This window comes from Achromobacter sp. UBA4530 (genome assembly GCF_002388205.1).
In the GTDB taxonomy this organism is placed as follows: domain Bacteria; phylum Pseudomonadota; class Gammaproteobacteria; order Burkholderiales; family Burkholderiaceae_B; genus Achromobacter; species Achromobacter animicus.
Window position 1 is genome coordinate 419,435 of the sequence record NZ_DGMA01000008.1, and the last position, 16,900, is coordinate 436,334.

Annotated in this window: 13 protein-coding genes; 8 read left to right on the forward strand and 5 right to left on the reverse strand. The window is 65.9% G+C overall.

Going from position 1 to position 16,900, the window contains the following annotated elements; all coding sequences use genetic code 11:
- Nucleotides 1-65 precede the first annotated feature (65 nt).
- Both prmB and B2W22_RS08775 read left to right on the forward strand, forming a co-directional pair.
- Nucleotides 66-971: a 50S ribosomal protein L3 N(5)-glutamine methyltransferase gene (gene prmB, locus B2W22_RS08770; protein WP_175123432.1), complete on the forward strand. Its 906-nt coding sequence runs from the start codon at nucleotides 66-68 to the stop codon at nucleotides 969-971.
- Nucleotides 968-2,902 carry an ABC-F family ATP-binding cassette domain-containing protein gene (locus B2W22_RS08775; RefSeq protein WP_175123433.1) on the forward strand — a complete coding sequence of 645 codons (1,935 nt, stop codon included), beginning with the start codon at nucleotides 968-970 and terminating at the stop codon, nucleotides 2,900-2,902. Before prmB ends, B2W22_RS08775 begins: the two co-directional genes overlap by 4 nt.
- Nucleotides 2,903-2,993: 91 nt before the next feature.
- Here the strand turns inward: B2W22_RS08775 and B2W22_RS08780 are convergent, their stop codons facing one another.
- The 3 genes from B2W22_RS08780 to B2W22_RS08790 are packed head-to-tail and all read right to left on the reverse strand — an operon-like array spanning nucleotide 2,994 to nucleotide 6,733.
- The gene (locus tag B2W22_RS08780) at nucleotides 2,994-3,299 is read right to left on the reverse strand and encodes a chorismate mutase (protein ID WP_175123434.1); all 306 of its coding nucleotides are present in this window, start codon (nucleotides 3,297-3,299) and stop codon (nucleotides 2,994-2,996) included.
- Between the two features lie 6 nt (nucleotides 3,300-3,305).
- The gene (locus B2W22_RS08785) at nucleotides 3,306-5,600 is read right to left on the reverse strand and encodes a UvrD-helicase domain-containing protein (RefSeq protein WP_175123435.1); all 2,295 of its coding nucleotides are present in this window, start codon (nucleotides 5,598-5,600) and stop codon (nucleotides 3,306-3,308) included.
- Nucleotides 5,597-6,733 carry a DesA family fatty acid desaturase gene (locus B2W22_RS08790; RefSeq protein ID WP_370633069.1) on the reverse strand — a complete coding sequence of 379 codons (1,137 nt, stop codon included), beginning with the start codon at nucleotides 6,731-6,733 and terminating at the stop codon, nucleotides 5,597-5,599. The genes B2W22_RS08785 and B2W22_RS08790 overlap by 4 nt, the downstream gene beginning before the upstream one ends.
- Between B2W22_RS08790 and B2W22_RS28500 the strand changes: the two genes are divergently transcribed.
- Nucleotides 6,653-6,829 (forward strand): hypothetical protein, encoded by a 177-nt coding sequence (locus tag B2W22_RS28500; RefSeq protein ID WP_370633070.1) that lies wholly within the window; start codon nucleotides 6,653-6,655, stop codon nucleotides 6,827-6,829. The genes B2W22_RS08790 and B2W22_RS28500 overlap by 81 nt on opposite strands.
- A 493-nt stretch (nucleotides 6,830-7,322) precedes the next feature.
- A complete protein-coding gene (locus B2W22_RS28505; protein WP_239214023.1) occupies nucleotides 7,323-7,550 on the forward strand; it encodes a hypothetical protein in 228 nt (75 codons plus the stop codon).
- On the opposite strand, the gene B2W22_RS08800 is transcribed toward B2W22_RS28505, so the two are convergent.
- Together B2W22_RS08800 and purN are read right to left on the reverse strand one after the other, a co-directional pair.
- On the reverse strand, nucleotides 7,534-8,961 hold the full coding sequence (locus B2W22_RS08800) for an RsmB/NOP family class I SAM-dependent RNA methyltransferase (protein WP_175123688.1): 1,428 nt from the start codon (nucleotides 8,959-8,961) through the stop codon (nucleotides 7,534-7,536). The genes B2W22_RS28505 and B2W22_RS08800 overlap by 17 nt on opposite strands.
- Nucleotides 8,962-10,150: 1,189 nt before the next feature.
- On the reverse strand, nucleotides 10,151-10,816 hold the full coding sequence (purN, locus tag B2W22_RS08805) for a phosphoribosylglycinamide formyltransferase (RefSeq protein WP_239214021.1): 666 nt from the start codon (nucleotides 10,814-10,816) through the stop codon (nucleotides 10,151-10,153).
- Between the two features lie 146 nt (nucleotides 10,817-10,962).
- On the opposite strand from purN, the gene B2W22_RS08810 reads away from it, so the two are divergent.
- The 4 genes from B2W22_RS08810 (at nucleotide 10,963) to coaBC (ending at nucleotide 16,788) form a co-directional block, all read left to right on the forward strand.
- Nucleotides 10,963-11,928 carry a bifunctional riboflavin kinase/FAD synthetase gene (locus B2W22_RS08810; RefSeq protein ID WP_175123439.1) on the forward strand — a complete coding sequence of 322 codons (966 nt, stop codon included), beginning with the start codon at nucleotides 10,963-10,965 and terminating at the stop codon, nucleotides 11,926-11,928.
- Entirely contained in the window at nucleotides 11,918-14,785 is a 2,868-nt protein-coding gene (ileS, locus tag B2W22_RS08815; RefSeq protein ID WP_175123440.1) for an isoleucine--tRNA ligase, read from the forward strand. The genes B2W22_RS08810 and ileS overlap by 11 nt, the downstream gene beginning before the upstream one ends.
- A 2-nt stretch (nucleotides 14,786-14,787) precedes the next feature.
- The gene (gene lspA, locus B2W22_RS08820) at nucleotides 14,788-15,318 is read left to right on the forward strand and encodes a signal peptidase II (RefSeq protein ID WP_175123441.1); all 531 of its coding nucleotides are present in this window, start codon (nucleotides 14,788-14,790) and stop codon (nucleotides 15,316-15,318) included.
- Nucleotides 15,319-15,591: 273 nt separating this feature from the next.
- Entirely contained in the window at nucleotides 15,592-16,788 is a 1,197-nt protein-coding gene (gene coaBC / locus B2W22_RS08825) for a bifunctional phosphopantothenoylcysteine decarboxylase/phosphopantothenate--cysteine ligase CoaBC (protein ID WP_175123442.1), read from the forward strand.
- The last annotated feature ends 112 nt before the right edge of the window (nucleotides 16,789-16,900 follow it).

The following is a 16,900-nucleotide window of genomic DNA, read 5'->3' on the forward strand; positions in this document are numbered from 1 at the left end:
CGCGATCTTTTTAGCCCCCCCTGCCGGGGGCGTTTTTCCGTTTTCCCCCTGGGGCGGTGAATTGAATGCCTGATACGAACGCAACCTCCCGCGAAGAACTGCAGACCGTGCGCGACCTGATCCGCTACGGCGTGTCGCGCCTGAATGGCGCCCAGGTCTCGCTGGGACACGGCAGCGACAATGCCTGGGACGAGGCGGTCTACCTGACACTGCACGCGCTGCACCTGCCGCTGGACACGCTGGATCCGTTCCTGGATGCCCGGGTGGTGCGCGAAGAGCGCGAGCGCGTGCTAGACCTGCTGGACCGCCGCGTGACCGAACGCGTGCCCGCCGCCTACCTGACCAACGAAGCCTGGCTTCGCGGTCATCGGTTCTACGTCGACAAGCGAGTCATCGTGCCGCGCTCGCCGATCGCCGAGCTGCTGGACCAGGGGCTGTCGCCGTGGGTGCAGGATGCGCTGGCGGTGGAGAACGTGCTGGACATGTGCACCGGCTCGGGCTGCCTGGCGATCCTGTCGGCGCTGGCCTTTCCCTACGCGCACGTGGACGCCGTGGATGTTTCCGCCGACGCGCTGGAAGTCGCCCGCCGCAACGTCGACGACTACGGCCTTTCCGATCGACTGGACCTGCACGCCAGCAATCTCTTCGACAACCTGCCCGCGCGCGAATACGACGTGATCGTCTGCAATCCGCCCTACGTGAACAGCGGTTCGATGCGCGCCCTGCCCCAGGAGTATCTGCACGAACCGCAACTGGCGCTGGCCGGCGGCGACGACGGCATGGACCTCGTGCGCCGCATCCTGGACGCCGCGCCACGCTACCTGTCGGAAAACGGCGTGCTGGTGCTGGAAATCGGCCATGAGCGCGATTTCTTCGAGGCCGCCTTCCCGCAGCTTTCGCCCGTCTGGCTGGACACCGAGGAAGCCTCGGACCAGCTCCTGCTGCTTACCCGCGAGCAACTGAGCCTGTGATACGCGCCTCTGGACTGACTTTGCGCCGCGGCACGAAAGTGCTGCTGGACGGCGCCGAATTCGTTGTAAACCCCGGTGAACGGGTCGGCATCGTAGGCAAGAACGGCGCAGGCAAGTCCTCGCTGTTCGCGCTGCTGACCGGCGCGCTGGACCTGGACGCCGGCACCTTGTCGCTTCCCGCCGGCTGGCGCATCGCCAGCGTGGAGCAGGAACTTCACGCCGACGACCGCCCTGCCCGCGAGTTCGTCATCGACGGCGACACGCACCTGCGCGCGTTGCAGGCGCAGCGCGCGACGCTGTCCGACGACCAGGGCACGCAGATCGCGGAAGTGGAAGCCGCGCTGGTGGAAGCCGGCGCATGGAGCGCCGCCTCGCGCGCCGAGCAACTGCTGGCCGGCCTGGGCTTCAAGCCTGCCGAATGGACGCAGCCCGTCGAGAGCTTTTCCGGCGGCTGGCGCATGCGTCTAGCGCTGGCCCGCGCGCTGATGGCTCCGTCCGAATTGCTGCTGCTGGACGAGCCCACCAACCACTTGGACCTGGACGCCATGTTGTGGCTGGAGAAGTGGCTCGGCGCCTACGAAGGCACCGTCATGCTGATCTCCCATGACACCGAATTCCTGGATGCCGTCGCGCGGTCCATTCTGCATTTCGACCATGCCAAGCTGACGCGTTATCGCGGCGGTTATGGCGACTTCCTGACGCAACGCGCCGAGCGCCTGCGTCAATCCAACATTGCCTATGAGCGCCAGACGCGCGAGACGGCCCGGCTGCAAGGCTTCATCGACCGCTTCAAGGCCAAGGCCTCCAAGGCCAAGCAGGCGCAGAGCCGCGTGAAGGCGCTGGCGCGCATGCAGGTGCTGGCGCCGCTGCAGGCCGAAGCGGGCATCGACATCCGCATTCCGTCACCCGAACAGGTGCCCGATCCGCTGATGACGCTGGAACACCTGTCCGCGGGCTACACGGACGCCGAAGGCAACGCGGTGCCCATCCTGCGCGACGTGACGCTGATGGTGCGCGCCGGCAGCCGCGTGGGCGTGTTGGGCGCCAATGGGGCCGGCAAGAGCACGCTGATCAAGACCCTGGCCGAAGAGATCCCCGTGCAGGCGGGCGAGCGCCGCGCCTCGCGTGGCCTGGCTATCGGGTATTTCCACCAGCACCAGCTGGACATGCTGGACGTGGACAGCACGCCGATCGCGCACCTGGCCCGCCTGGCGCCCGAGGCGCGCGAGCAGGAGCTGCGCAATTATCTTGGCGGGTTCGGGTTTTCGGGCGATACGGTCACCAGCAAGGTCGGCCCGATGTCGGGCGGCGAAAAGGCGCGGCTGGCGCTGTCGCTGATCGTCTGGCAAAAGCCCAACCTGCTGCTGCTGGACGAACCCAGCAACCACTTGGACGTGGAGACGCGCGAGGCCCTCGCCACCGCGCTGGCGGACTTCGGCGGCAGCATGCTGCTGGTGTCGCACGACCGGCATCTGTTGCGGACTACGGTGGACAGCTTCTGGATCGTGGCGGACGGTGCGGTGCGCGAGTTCGACGGCGACCTTGAGGACTACCGCGACTGGCTGGCCGCGCGCAACGCGGACGAGCGGGCCGAGGCGCGTGAAAACGCTGAAAGCAGCGGCGAGCCTGTCGTGGATCGCAAGGCGCAACGTCGCGCCGAGGCCGAACAGCGGCAACGCCTGTCTGCACTGCGCAAGCCGCTGGAGTCCAAGCTGGCCAAGGTCGAAACCGAGATGGAAAAGCTGCGCGGCAAATTGGCCGCCCTGGATGCGGTGATCGCCGATCCGGACCTGTATTCCGACGCGCGTCGCACCGAACGCCAGAAGGTCATGGCGGAACATGGCGAGCACGGCAAGCGGATGGGGGAACTGGAAGAGCAGTGGCTTGAGCTGCAAGGCTCGCTGGAAGAGATAGACCAGAGCGAAGCCTGATCCAAATGAAATCGGCCCCAATCCGGGGCCGATTTCTTTGGGTTTGAGCGTGCTGCGCGCTTGCGTTGGAAGCGCTGGCGCGCGCCTGCGGTTACGAGTACGGACGCTCTCGCAAGCGGGTATGGTTGTCGATTACCGTGTCGATGACTTCGCGCAGGATGGTTTCAGCCAGATCGGGCGGAACGCCCGCTTCCAGCGCCAAACGGCGGATGCGTTCGACCTGCTGGGCTTCGCGCTTGGGATCGACCAGGTCCATGCCGTGGTTGGTCTTGAGTTCGCCGATCATGTCGGTGCAACGGAATCGCACGCCAAGCAGCAACATGATCTGTTGATCGATCTCGTCGACTTCGGCGCGCAGGGCCGCCAGCTCGGCTTTGGGGGAATCGTTGGTAGCCATATGTAGTCAACCCTGAACAATGTCGAGCTTGGCGATGCCCAGCGCCAACGTTTTGGCGCCTACGTCGCGGAAGTGGATTTCCGCCTGTGCGTCCTGACCCGCGCCGCTCAGACCGATGATGGTGCCGTCGCCGAAACGCGCGTGACGGACGCCCTGCCCCACACGATACTGCTTGTCGCCCACCGTGACGCCGGTTGCGACGCCACGGGGTTGACGCGGCGCAATGGTGTTGGTTGGCTTGCGGCCGAAGGCATCGCCCCGGTTGCCGCCACCCCAGCCCGCGCCCGTGGCGCTGATCGGCGCCAGTCCAGCCTTGGGCGTCAGCCACTTCAGATGCTGCTCGGGAATTTCGTCCAGGAAGCGCGAGCGCATCGCATAGCGCGTCTGGCCATGCAGCATCCGGCTTTGCGCCAGGCTGATGTACAGGCGCTGACGCGCGCGGGTGATCGCCACGTACATCAGGCGGCGTTCTTCTTCCAGGCCGGCGGGCTCGAGAATGCTGTTCTCGTGCGGAAACAGCCCTTCCTCCAGACCGGTGATGAACACGGCGTCGAACTCCAGGCCTTTGGCGGCATGCACCGTCATGAGCTGGACGGCGTCCTGGCCTTGCTGGGCCTGGTTGTCTCCGGCCTCAAGCGCCGCATGCGACAGGAACGCGGCCAGCGGCGTCAGGTTGTCGCCCGCTACCGCCGGCGCGTCCACCACGCCCGGCATGAGCGTCGACGACGTGTCGTGGTCGGGCACCACGCCGGCGGGCATGCCGTCGTAGTTTTCCTCGGACGCGAACACGGCCGCGGCCGTGATCAGTTCGTTCAGGTTCTCCAGCCGCTCGGCGCCTTCGCGCTCGGCCTTGTAGTGCGCATTCAGGCCACTGGCTTCGAGCATGTGCTCGACCATTTCGGGCAGCGGCAGCTCGCGCGTTTCTTCGATCAGGCGATGAATCAGTTGCGCAAACTGCGCCAGATTCGAACCGCCCTTGCCGCCGACCAGCGCCACCGCGCCATACAGGCTGGTGTCATGCTGCCGGGCGGCGTCGGCCAATTGCTCGAGCGTGCGCGCCCCGATGCCGCGCGTCGGGAAGTTGACCACCCGCATCCACGAGGTGTCGTCGTGCGGATTGGCCATCAGGCGCAGGTAGGCGAGCGCGTGCTTGATTTCCTGGCGTTCGAAGAAGCGCAGGCCGCCGTAGACCTTGTACGGAATGCCGGCGGAAAAGATGGCGTGTTCGATGACGCGCGACTGCGCGTTGCTGCGATACAGCACGGCGATTTCGCGGCGGTCGCTGCCTTCGTGGATGAGCGAACGGATTTCGTCCACGATCCACTGCGCTTCCATGCCATCGGACGGCTGTTCGATGACGCGCACCGGCTCGCCTTCGCCCTGGTCGGTCCAGAGATTCTTGCCCAGGCGGCCCGAGTTGTGACCGATGAGCGCGTTGGCCGAATCCAGGATGTGACCGTAGGACCGGTAGTTCTGCTCCAGGCGGATGACGGTGCCATGCGCGTAGTCGCGCTCGAAGTCGGCCATGTTGCCGACGTTCGCGCCGCGGAACGCGTAGATGGACTGGTCGTCGTCGCCCACGGCAAAAATGGCCGCGCCGCCGCCAGCCAACAGGCGCAGCCACTTGTACTGCAGCGTGTTGGTGTCCTGGAACTCGTCGACCAGGATGTGCCGGAAACGGCGTTGATAGTGTTCGCGCACGGGCGCGTTGCGCGACAGCAGCTCGTAGGCGCGCAGCAGCAATTCGGCGAAGTCGACCACGCCTTCACGCTGGCACTGGGCTTCGTAAAGCTGGTAGATCTCGATCAGGCGGCGGCGATGGGCGTCATAGGCTTCGACGTCCGGCGGACGCAGCCCCTCTTCCTTGGCGCCGTTGATGAAGCGCTGCACGTCGCGGGGCGGGTACTTTTCGTCGTCGACGCCGTTGGCCTTCATGAGGCGCTTGATGGCCGCAAGCTGGTCCGTGACGTCGAGGATCTGAAAACTCTGAGGCAGGCCGGCGTCGCGATGATGCGCCCGCAGCATGCGGTTGCACAAGCCGTGGAACGTGCCGATCCACAGGCCGCGCGTATCGATCGGCAGGATCGCCGACATCCGCGCCAGCATCTCGCGGGCGGCCTTGTTGGTGAACGTGACCGCCAGCAGCCCAAAAGGCGAAGCCTGGCCGGTTTGAATCAGCCAGGCCATGCGGGTGGTGAGCACCCGCGTCTTCCCGCTGCCCGCCCCGGCCAAGACCAGGGCGTGCTGCGGTTCTAACGTTACTGCGGCGCGTTGTTCAGGATTTAGCTTCTCTAGCATCATGCCGCATAGCGGCGCAGATGTTGAGCGAATTGCTCAAGCCCAGCGATGCCGCTTTGCTGGGCGCGCTGGCACCAGGCCTGCAGGTCGTGAAGAAGCTGTTCGCTGCTGGCGCTGGAGCTTTCCCAGATGCGGCCGAGTTCGCGGCGCATCTGCACCAGCGTCGACAGCGACTTGTTCTGGGCGATGGCCTTGTCCACGGCAGCCAGTTGCTCGGGCTGCAGGATATCTTCGTTGCGATGGATGGCGCGACGCACGCTGTGCAGCTTGGTGTAGCCGCATTCGGCGTTGCCTTCCTGGCGCGAAGCCTTCAGCTTGGCGAGTTCTTCACGGGCGGCGCTCTTGATCACGTCCGCATAGCGGGCCATGACTTCGTAGCGGTGCGTGATCACGCCTTGCAGCGTGCGCAGGTCGATGCCCGTGCGGGAGTCGTCCAGCTTGAGCTTGGGCGCAACCTTCTTGATCTTGGCCAGGCCAAAGAACTTCAGGATGTTGATGTAGCACCAGCCGATGTCGAACTCGTACCACTTGGCCGAAAACTTGGCCGACGTGCCGTGGGCGTGGTGGTTGTTGTGCAGCTCTTCGCCGCCGATCACGATGCCCCACGGGAACACGTTGGTGCTGGTGTCCGGGCTGTTGTAGTTGCGGTAGCCCCAGAAGTGGCCGATGCCGTTGACGACGCCGGCGGCCCAGAAGGGAATCCAGGCCATCTGGACAGCCCAGACCGTGACGCCGATCGCGCCGAACAGGGCGACGTCGATGGCGAGCATGGTCAGCACGCCCCACAGGCTGTGCTTGCTGTAGACGTTGCGCTCGAGCCAGTCGTCAGGCGTGCCGTGGCCGAACTTGGCCATGGTTTCCTTGTTGTTCGATTCTTCGCGGTACAGCTCGGCGCCGCGGAACAGAACCTTCCAGATGCCGAACAGCATGGGCGAGTGCGGGTCACCTTCCTTTTCGCATTTGGCGTGATGCTTGCGGTGAATAGCCACCCATTCCTTGGTGACCATACCGGTCGTCATCCAGAGCCAGAAGCGGAAGAAGTGCATGACAGCCGGATGGAGATCCAGACCGCGGTGCGCTTGGCTGCGATGGAGAAAAACCGTGACCGCAACAATCGTGATGTGCGTCACGACCAAAGTGAAAACGACGATCTGCCACCAAGTCGCTTGGGTCAGGCCGCCGGCAATGAAGGAGAGGATGTAATCCATAAAGCTGTTATGAGCCTCGCATGAGAAGGTGGCTGAAAGTTTAGCGTACCTTAGCCGTCTGATGACAATCTAGTTTCAAAATAGTTATTGAGAGAAATCAAGGACTAAGGCGCGGTTTTGAGCCAAAAAGCCGCCCTGCGAGCGGTTTGAGCGCGCGCAGAGGCTTTACTTGTGCGGTTGCGGCGGCTTTGCCCAGAGGGGGACGGCCTGAAATTCGCAGTCGCACCGGGTTTTGGCACCATTTGGCGTTTAAAGTTCCAGTCAGGCAAACCCGCAGTCTTGAAGGCGCCACGATCCCGGGGCACACTGCACCCCGTTCCGCCCGCACACTGTCTCCTTTCTCCCACGAATGTCGCCCACCACAATGCGTCACCGTTTTTTAACTGTTTTGGCCGCGCTCGGTGTGGCGATATCCGCCCCGGCTTCAGCGCAAACGCTGAAGTCTGGGGACGTCGCCGTCCTGGCTTCTTACTATGAGATCCGCGGGTCGGACTGCCTGGCGCTGCGGGCGCCGCGCGTGTCCATCACCCAGATGCCGACGCTGGGCAAGGCCAGCATCCAGCAGACGCGCGGGCAGTCCAATAATTCCGGGCGCTGCGCGTACAAATCGGTGCCGGTGGCGCAGATTGTGTACCAAGCCGACCAGCCGGGTTCCGATACCCTGTCCTGGGAAGTGAAGTACCAGAACAAGACCATCGGAACCCGCCGCTACAGCGCAACGGTGGGCGTTACGCCGGGTCCTTGACCGCGGTTTCCGTTTCTTTGACGTCGGAAGCTTTTACTTCGGCTTCCTCGACGGCCGTTTCCTCGGCAGTATCGGTCTGAGCGTCGGCGCCCGCTTGGGCTTCGGCCTCAGCGCCATCGGCCGCGTCGATCCGGTCGTCCTCGTCGGCGAGGTTGGCATCAGCCGCCTCGGCGGCATCCGTCCCGGCGCCCTTCTTCTTGCGTTCGAACACAGCGGCAAAGAAGCCGTCGGTGCCGTGCAGATCCGGACGCAGTTGCACGTACGGGCCTTCCAGTTTCAGGGACTCGCAACGGGCGCCCAGGATTTCGGCGGCATCCACGCGTTCGAAGTCCGGATGGCTGGCCAGGAAGCGGTCAGCCTGGACTTCGTTTTCCTCGGCCAGCAGGCTGCACGTGGCATAGACCAGGCGGCCGCCGGGCGCGACACAGCGGGCGGCGCTGTTCAGGATGCGTTCCTGTAGCTGGCCCAGCTCCGCCAGCGCCTCGGGGTGCTGGCGCCACTTCAGGTCCGGATTGCGGCGCAGGGTGCCGATGCCGCTGCAGGGCGCGTCGACGAGCACGCGTTGGGCCTTGCCGGCCAGGCGCTTCACACGGGCGTCGTTCTCGTTGTCGATCACCACCGGGACCACATTCGAGAGGCCGCTACGGGCGAAGCGCGGCTTGGCGCGCGCCAGGCGGGCCGCCGAGACGTCGAAGGCGTACAGCCGGCCGGTCGACCGCATCAGCGCACCCAGCAGCAGCGTCTTGCCGCCGGCGCCTGCGCAGAAATCGATGATCATTTCACCACGGCGTGGGGCGACCAGCAGGGCCAGCAGCTGGCTGCCTTCGTCCTGGACCTCGATGCTGCCATTTTCGAATTGGGGCCACCGGTTGATGGCGGGCCGGCCTTCCATGCGAATGCCCCAGGGCGAAAAAGGCATGGCCGTGGGCTCATACCGGCCCGCGCCTTGTTGCAGTTCCGCCAGCATGGCGTCGCGCTCGGCCTTGAGCGGGTTCACGCGCAGGTCCAGGCTGGCCTGGCGGTTCAGGGCTTCCACCAGCGTCTCCGGGCTTTCCATGGCGCTCAGGCGCTCGTCCAGCCAATCGGGAATGCTGCCGCGCACGGCACGGGGCAAGGTCGCGACGTCGATTCGCGTGACCCGTTGCAGCCACTCTGCCTCGGCGGCATCCATCCCCTCCTGCAGGAACTCGGCGCCCAGGGTCGCGTTCAGGCCCAGGATGGCAAGACGGCGCGACGCGGGGCCGACACCGCTTTCGCCGTACTGGCGGTAGCGGCGCAGGTGGCGTAGCACGTCATAGACGGCCTCGGCGACTTCGGAACGGTCGCGCGCGCCCAGGTTCGGGTGATGGCGCAGCCAGTGCGAGAGCGCGGCGTCGGCCGGATAGGTCCATTGCAGGATTTCGCCCAGCACGCGCTGCACCTGATCGATCCGGATGGCCGCGTGCGACAGGCGGGGTCGATTGGACTGGGGCTTTTGCGGGGCGTGATCGCGCTCGCCGCCGCGCGACTCGCCGCGCTGGCCGCCGAAGGAGGAGCGGGCATCCGAACGTCCGTGCTCTTCGCGACGGTCCTGGCCGTACGGATTGCGTTCACCGCCTCGGCTTTCGCTGCGATCCTGTCCATACGAACCGCGTTCGCCGCCACGGGCACCGCCGCGATCTTGTCCATAGGAGCCGCGACCTTCGCCTCGCTGGCCGCCGAACGACGAGCGCGAGTCCGGGCGCCCCTTACCTTCACGACGATCCTGGCCGTACGACCCGCGATCACCGCCACGGCCTTCGCCACGATCCTGGCCGAAGGAGCCACGATCTTCGCCGCGCTGGCCGCCGAACGACGAGCGCGAGTCCGCGCGTCCCTGACCTTCACGGCGGTCCTGGCTGTACGAACCGCGTTCGCCGCCACGGCTTTCGCCGCGATCCTGGCCGAAGGAGCCGCGACCTTCGCCGCGCTGGCCACCGAACGACGAGCGCGAGTCCGGGCGCCCCTGACCTCCACGGCGATCCTGGCTGTACGACCCGCGTTCGCCGCCACGGCCTTCGCCGCGATCCTGACCAAAGGAGCCCCGGCCTTCCCCACGCTGGCCGCCAAACGACGAGCGGGAGTCCGGGCGTCCCTGACCTTCACGGCGGTCCTGGCTGTACGAACCGCGCTCGCTGCCTCGGCCTTCGCCGCGATCCTGTCCATGGGAACCACGCCCTTCGCCACGCTGACCGCCAAACGACGAACGCGAATCCGGGCGCCCCTGTCCTTCGCGGCGGTCCTGGCTGTACGAACCGCGTTCGCTGCCGCGCCCTTCATTGCGCTGTCCGCCAAACGACGAGCGGGAGTCGGGGCGGCCCCGGCCCTCGCCGCGGTCCTGGCCGTAGCCGCCGCGATCGCTCGTGCGCTCGTCGCGCGCGCGGTCGCCGGATTCGGCCCGGTCACGCGGCGCCGGTTTGCGGGCGTCGCCCTTGGGACGCGAGAAAAAAGACCGGCCGTCGCGGCCTTCCGAGGCGGCGCCGAAGGAGCCGGCCGGGCGGGAACGCGGGGATTGGGGTTTAGTCATGGTGTATTCCAATAGGGCGGAAGCGTTCCGCCCGAAAAATGCTTTTCAGGGCCGTTCAAGCGGCCGGCGACCAGGAAAAAAGGCGCACGGGGTCGCCCTGGACGGCCACGCGGTGATCGTTTGTCAGGGTAACCCGGCCTTCGGCAAGCCAGCGAACGGCAGCCGGAAAGGCCTGGTGCTCAACGGCCAGCACGCGCTCGGCCAGCAAGTCAGGCGTGTCGCCCGCCAGGACCGGCACGCAGCCCTGGGCGATGATGGGCCCGTGGTCCAGCACCGGGGTGACGAAATGCACCGTGCAGCCATGCACGCGCACGCCGGTGGCCAGCGCCTGCGCATGGGTGTGCAGGCCGGGGAATGCGGGCAGCAGCGAGGGGTGGATGTTGACCAGACGGCCGGCGTAATGATTGACGAAGCCGGGCGTCAGCACGCGCATGAACCCGGCCAGGATGACGTAGTCGGGCGCATAGCGATCGATTTCGGCGGCCAGCGCGGTATCGAAGGCTTCGCGGCTGGCGTAGTCCTTGTGATACAGGGCCGCTGTGGGAATGCCCTGCGCGGCGGCCCATTCGAGGCCACCGGCGTCGGGACGGCTGGCGATCACGGCGGCGATTTCCGCCGGCCAGTGTTCGTCGCGGCAGGCCTCGGCCAGCGCCTGCATGTTGCTGCCCCGCCCCGAGATCAGGATGACGAGGCGGCGCTTGATAGAAGAAGTTTCCGGCAAGATGAACAATTCCAAGGGAAAACGGGCGGTTCCAGTCCCGAAATCAGGCGCGCGCCCTGCGCACGCCGTGCCCGCAAAGGCGGCTGAGCACCCCCTGCGGGCGGGATACGAACAAACCCGTAATCCAAAATTGTAAACTCTCGCTCGTGAAACCATCGCTGCGCATCTACCGATCCCTGCCCCCGCCCGAACGGCGCGCCCCTTGCGCGCTGACAATCGGCAATTTCGACGGCGTCCATCGCGGGCACCAGGCCATGCTTGCCCGCGTCTGCCAGGTGGCCCGCGAACGCGGGCTGACGCCGGCCGTGATGACGTTCGAGCCCCACCCGCGGGAGTATTTCGCCACCCTCAACCAGCGTCCGGAACTGGCGCCGACCCGCATTTCGGGGCTGCGCGACAAGCTGGCCGCGCTGGCGCGCTACGGCATATCGCAGGTCGTGGTCGAGCGGTTCAATGCCCGGCTGGCTGAAATGTCGGCCAACGCCTTCATTGAGCACCTTCTGGTGCAGGGGCTGCAGACCAAATGGCTGCTCGTGGGCGAGGACTTTCGCTTCGGGCACAAGCGCAGCGGCGATATCGACCTGCTGCGCGAAGCCGGCATGGTGCATGGCTTCGAGGTCCAGACGCTGGCGGACGTGACCGACCGTCAAGGTCACCGCATTTCCAGTTCCGAGGTGCGCACCGCGCTGGCCGTGGGCGACCTGGAACGCGCGCGCCATCTGCTGGGCCATCCGTTCCATATCAGCGGGCACGTGATCCACGGCCAGAAGCTCGGCCGTACGCTCGGCTATCCCACCATGAACCTGCGTGTGGCCGAACGATGCGCCGCGCGGTCGGGCATCTACGTCGTGCAGGTTCATGGGCTGGCCGACCGCGCGCTGCCGGCGGTGGCGAGCCTGGGCGTGCGCCCGACGGTCGAGGACCGCGGCAGAGTGCTGCTTGAGTCACACCTGCTCGACGAGTCCGTCAACGCTTACGGTAAACTCGTACGCGTTGAATTCCTGCAAAAGCTGCGGGACGAAGAAAAATTTCCTGATCTCCCTTCCCTGACTGCCGCCATCGCCGAAGACGCGCGAAACGCGCGCGCCTATTTTGCCGTTCATGGACTATAAAAAGACCCTCAACCTGCCCGATACCCCCTTCCCCATGCGGGGCGACCTCGCCAAGCGCGAGCCCGCCTGGATTGCGCAATGGGAGGAAAACCACGTCTACCAGGCGATCCGTGCGGCCAGCCGCGGCCGGCCGCGCTTCGTGCTGCATGACGGCCCGCCCTATGCGAACGGCGACATCCACATCGGCCACGCGGTCAACAAGATCCTGAAGGACATCATCGTCAAGAGCCGCAACATGGCCGGCTATGACGCGCACTACGTGCCGGGCTGGGACTGCCACGGCATGCCCATCGAGATCCAGATCGAAAAGAAGTACGGAAAGCACCTGCCCGTGGCGGAAGTGCAATCCAAGGCCCGCGCCTACGCCCTCGAACAGATCGATCGCCAGCGCAAGGACTTCAAGCGCCTGGGCGTGCTGGGCGAGTGGGATCGTCCGTACATGACGATGAACTACAGCAACGAGGCCGACGAGATCCGTGCGCTGGGCCGCATCCTGGACAAGGGCTACGTGTTCCGTGGCCTGAAGCCGGTGAACTGGTGTTTTGACTGTGGCTCGGCGCTGGCCGAGGCTGAAGTCGAATACGCGGATCGCGTGGATCCCGCCGTCGACGTCGCGTTCCCGTTCGCCGACCACAAGCGGCTGGCCCAAGCCTTCGGCCTGGATTCGGTGGACGACGGCGCCATCGTGATCTGGACGACGACGCCCTGGACCATTCCGTCCAACCAGGCGCTGAACGTCCATCCCGAAATCGAATACGCGCTGGTGCGGGTCACTTCGGCTGCCACGCCCAAGTTCGGTCCCCTGCTGCTCATCGCCAAGGAACGCGTCGAAGCCTGCCTGAAATCCTGGGACCTCGAAGGCGAAGTCATCGCCACGGCGCCCGGCGAGGCCCTGTCAGGCATCGAGTTCCGCCATCCGCTGGCGCAGTTCAACGCCGCCTACGATCGCAAGGCGCCCGTGTACCTGGGCGACTACGTCACGGCAGACTCCGGCACCGGCGTGGTGCACTCGGCGCCGGCTTACGGTATCGAAGACTTTGTGTCGTGCAAGGAGCACGGCATGAAGGACACCGACTTCATCAGCCCGGTGATGGGCGACGGCAAGTACGTGGACAGCCTGGCGCTTTTTGGCGGCCTGTCGATCTGGGACGCAAACCCCAAGATCGTCGAAGCGCTCAAGGAAGCCGGCGCGCTGATGCACGTCGAAAAGCACAAGCACAGCTATATGCACTGCTGGCGCCACAAGACGCCGATCATCTACCGCGCAACCAGCCAATGGTTCGCGGGCATGGATGTCGCGCCCAAGGACGGCAGCCCGACCCTGCGCGAATCGGCGCTGGCCGGCATCGACGCCACGGCGTTTTACCCCGCGTGGGGCCGCGCCCGTCTGCATGCCATGATCGCCAACCGTCCGGACTGGACCCTGTCGCGCCAGCGCCAGTGGGGCGTCCCGATGGCGTTCTTCGTGCACAAGGAAACCGGCGAACTGCATCCGCGCACGTCCGAATTGCTGGAACAGGTGGCGCAGCGCGTCGAACAGGGCGGCATCGAGGCCTGGCAGGCGCTCGATCCCCGCGAGCTTCTCGGCGACGAAGCCGACCAGTACGAAAAGAACCGCGACACGTTGGACGTATGGTTCGACTCGGGCAGCACGCACGCCACGGTGCTGGGCGGCAAGGACGGCGAATTCGCCGGTTCGCATGGCGCTGAACTCGCCTGGCCCGCCGACCTCTACCTGGAAGGCTCGGACCAGCATCGCGGCTGGTTCCATTCGTCGCTCCTGACCGGCTGCATGCTGTACGGCCAGCCGCCCTACAAGGCCCTGCTGACGCACGGCTTCGTGGTGGACGGCCAGGGCCGCAAGATGAGCAAGTCGGTTGGCAACGTGATTGCCCCGCAGAAGGTCTCCGATTCCCTGGGTGCGGAAATCCTGCGCCTGTGGGTGGCCTCCACCGACTACTCGGGCGAGCTGTCGATCTCCGACGAAATCCTCAAGCGTGTGGTGGAAGGCTATCGCCGCATCCGCAACACCCTGCGCTTCCTGTTGGCCAACCTGGCCGACTTCGACGCCGTGTCGCAATCGGTGCCTTACGGCGAACTCTTCGAGATCGACCGCTACGCGCTGGCCATGACGGCACAGATGCAGTCGGAAGTGCAGGCCAACTACGAACGCTACGATTTCCATCCGGCCGTCTCGCGTTTGCAGACGTTCTGCTCGGAAGACCTGGGTGCGTTCTACCTGGACATCCTGAAAGATCGCCTCTACACGTCGGCCCCCGACAGCCGCGCCCGCCGCTCGGCGCAGACGGCCCTGCTGGACATCACGCAGACGCTGCTCAAGCTGATGGCACCCATCCTGTCGTTCACGGCGGAAGAGGCCTGGAAGGAACTGGTTGCGTCCGCCCTGAAGAACCAGGCCGACGCCGCCCGCGCCACGATCTTCACCGAGGTCTATCACGTGCTGCCGCCGTTTGCGGACGCCGATGCCCTGACCGCCAAGTGGACGCGCCTGCGCGCCATCCGCGCCGAGGTCCAGCGCAAGCTGGAAGAAGTGCGTACGGCGGGCGATATCGGTTCGTCGCTGCAGGCCGAAGTCGACCTGTACGCAAACGGCGAAGACCAGCAACTGCTGGCCAGCCTGGGCGATGACCTGCGCTTCGTCCTGATCGTCTCGCGCGCCGCGGTGCACGCGGGCGAAGGCGACACCCGCATCGAGGTCACGCCGTCGGCCCACAAGAAGTGCGAACGTTGCTGGCACTGGCGTCTTGACGTCGGCCAGGACGCCGATCATCCCGAGATCTGCGGCCGCTGCGTGTCCAACCTGTTCGGCTCGGGCGAAGCCCGCGACAAGGCTTGAACATGGCCCGCCCCGCCGAACCCGGAGTGACGGGCACCGCCCCCGCCCGCGCCGCGCCCGCGCGCGTGGGTGGGTGGCTGGCGCTGGCGTTGCTGATCATCGTGCTGGACCAGTTGACGAAGGTCTACTTCAACACGTCATTCCAGTACGGCGAGCGCGTCAACATCCTGCCCTTCTTCGACTTCACGCTGGTGTTCAACCGCGGCGCCGCCTTCAGCTTCCTGGCGTCCGAAGAAGGCTGGCAGCGTTGGTTGTTCACGGGGCTGGGCTGCGTGGCGGCAGTGGTCATCATATGGATGCTGCGCCGCACGCACGGCCAACCGCGTTTCAGCCTGGCGCTCACGCTCATCCTGGGCGGCGCCATCGGCAACGTCATCGACCGCGTGGTGTATGGCCACGTGGTGGACTTTCTGCTCTTCTACTGGAACGACTGGCAGTTCCCCGCTTTCAACATTGCGGACGTCGGTATCACCTGCGGCGCCGTGCTGCTGGTGCTGGACGAACTGCTTCGTGCCCGCAAGCCTCAAGCGTGACGCGACAGGGGGGCAACGCCCCCCCTTTTTGCGCCGCCTTTTTGCAGTGCCTCTTTGCAACGCCTTTTCGAAGCGCCTGTTTGCACCCCCATTCAGCAGCCCTCTTTGCGCCCCTTTCTGCTTTCGTCAGGCCTACCCCATGCTGCGCCTTCCGCGGCTTTCGTCCGGTTTGATGCCCCCTCTAATGCATGACGAACGGCGCATTGCGGCAATGCAGAATAAAATCCCTCTCACTTCCACGATTACGCGGCGTTAACCCGCCGTCCCGTCCTCATGCTCGATCTCGCCCGCAAACGCATCGTCCTCGGTCTGACCGGGGGCATCGCCTGCTACAAAATCGCCGAGCTGGTGCGGCGCATGACCGAACAAGGCGCCACGGTGGATGTGGTGATGACCGAGGCGGCCACGCACTTCATCACGCCGGTCACCATGCAGGCACTGTCGGGCCGACCCGTGTTCGTGGACGCCTGGGACGCGCGCGTGCCCAACAACATGGCGCACATCGACCTGACGCGCGGCGCGGACGCCGTGTTGATCGCGCCCGCCAGCGCCGACTTCATGGCCAAGGTGGCACACGGCATGGCCGACGACCTGTTGTCCACGCTGTGCGTGGCCCGCGCCTGTCCGCTGCTGGTGGCGCCCGCCATGAACCGCGAGATGTGGGCCAACCCGGCCACGCAGCGCAACGTCGAAACCCTCCGCGGCGACGGCGTCACCGTGCTGGGACCTTCGGCGGGCGAACAGGCCTGCGGCGAAACCGGCGACGGCCGGATGCTCGAAGCCCATGAGATCCTGACCGACCTGATCGCCTTCTTCCAGCCCAAGCTCTTGGCCGGCCGCCACGTGCTGCTGACCGCAGGCCCCACCTCTGAACCCGTGGACCCGGTGCGTGTGCTGAGCAACCGGTCTTCCGGCAAGACGGGCTATGCACTGGCTCGCGCCGCCCGCGAGGCCGGCGCCCGCGTCACCCTCATCACCGGCGCCACATTCCTGCCCATCCCGCGCGGCGTAACCGCCCTGCCCGTCACCACCGCGCGCCAGATGCACGACGCCGTGATGGCCAGTGTGGGCGATGCCGACATCTTCATCGCCGTGGCCGCTGTAGCCGACTGGCGGGTCAAGAACGTCAGCACGCAGAAGCTGAAGAAAACCAGCGAAGGCGGCGGCGCGCCGCTGATGGAATTCGAACCCAATCCGGACATCCTGGCCGAAGTGGCCAAGCTCGAAAATGGTCCCTGGTGCGTGGGCTTTGCCGCCGAAACGGAAAAGCTGGCCGAGCACGCCGAAGCCAAGCGCACGCGCAAAGGCATCCCGCTGCTGGTCGGCAATCTGGCGCACAAGGTCATGGACGCCGACACCACCGAACTGGTGCTGTTCGACGCGCAAGGCACACACCCGCTGCCCGCCGGCAACAAGCTGGATGCCGCGCGCCGTCTCATCGCGGAGATCGCGGCGCGCATGCCGGCCTGACGCGGCGGCGCATTGCCGCGCTACGCCGCGCCGAGCCTGCGTAAGCGCCGATTGGCTTGCGCAAGCTCCGATGAGCCTAGGCAGGATCCGATAATCGCCGGCCAGCCGCGCG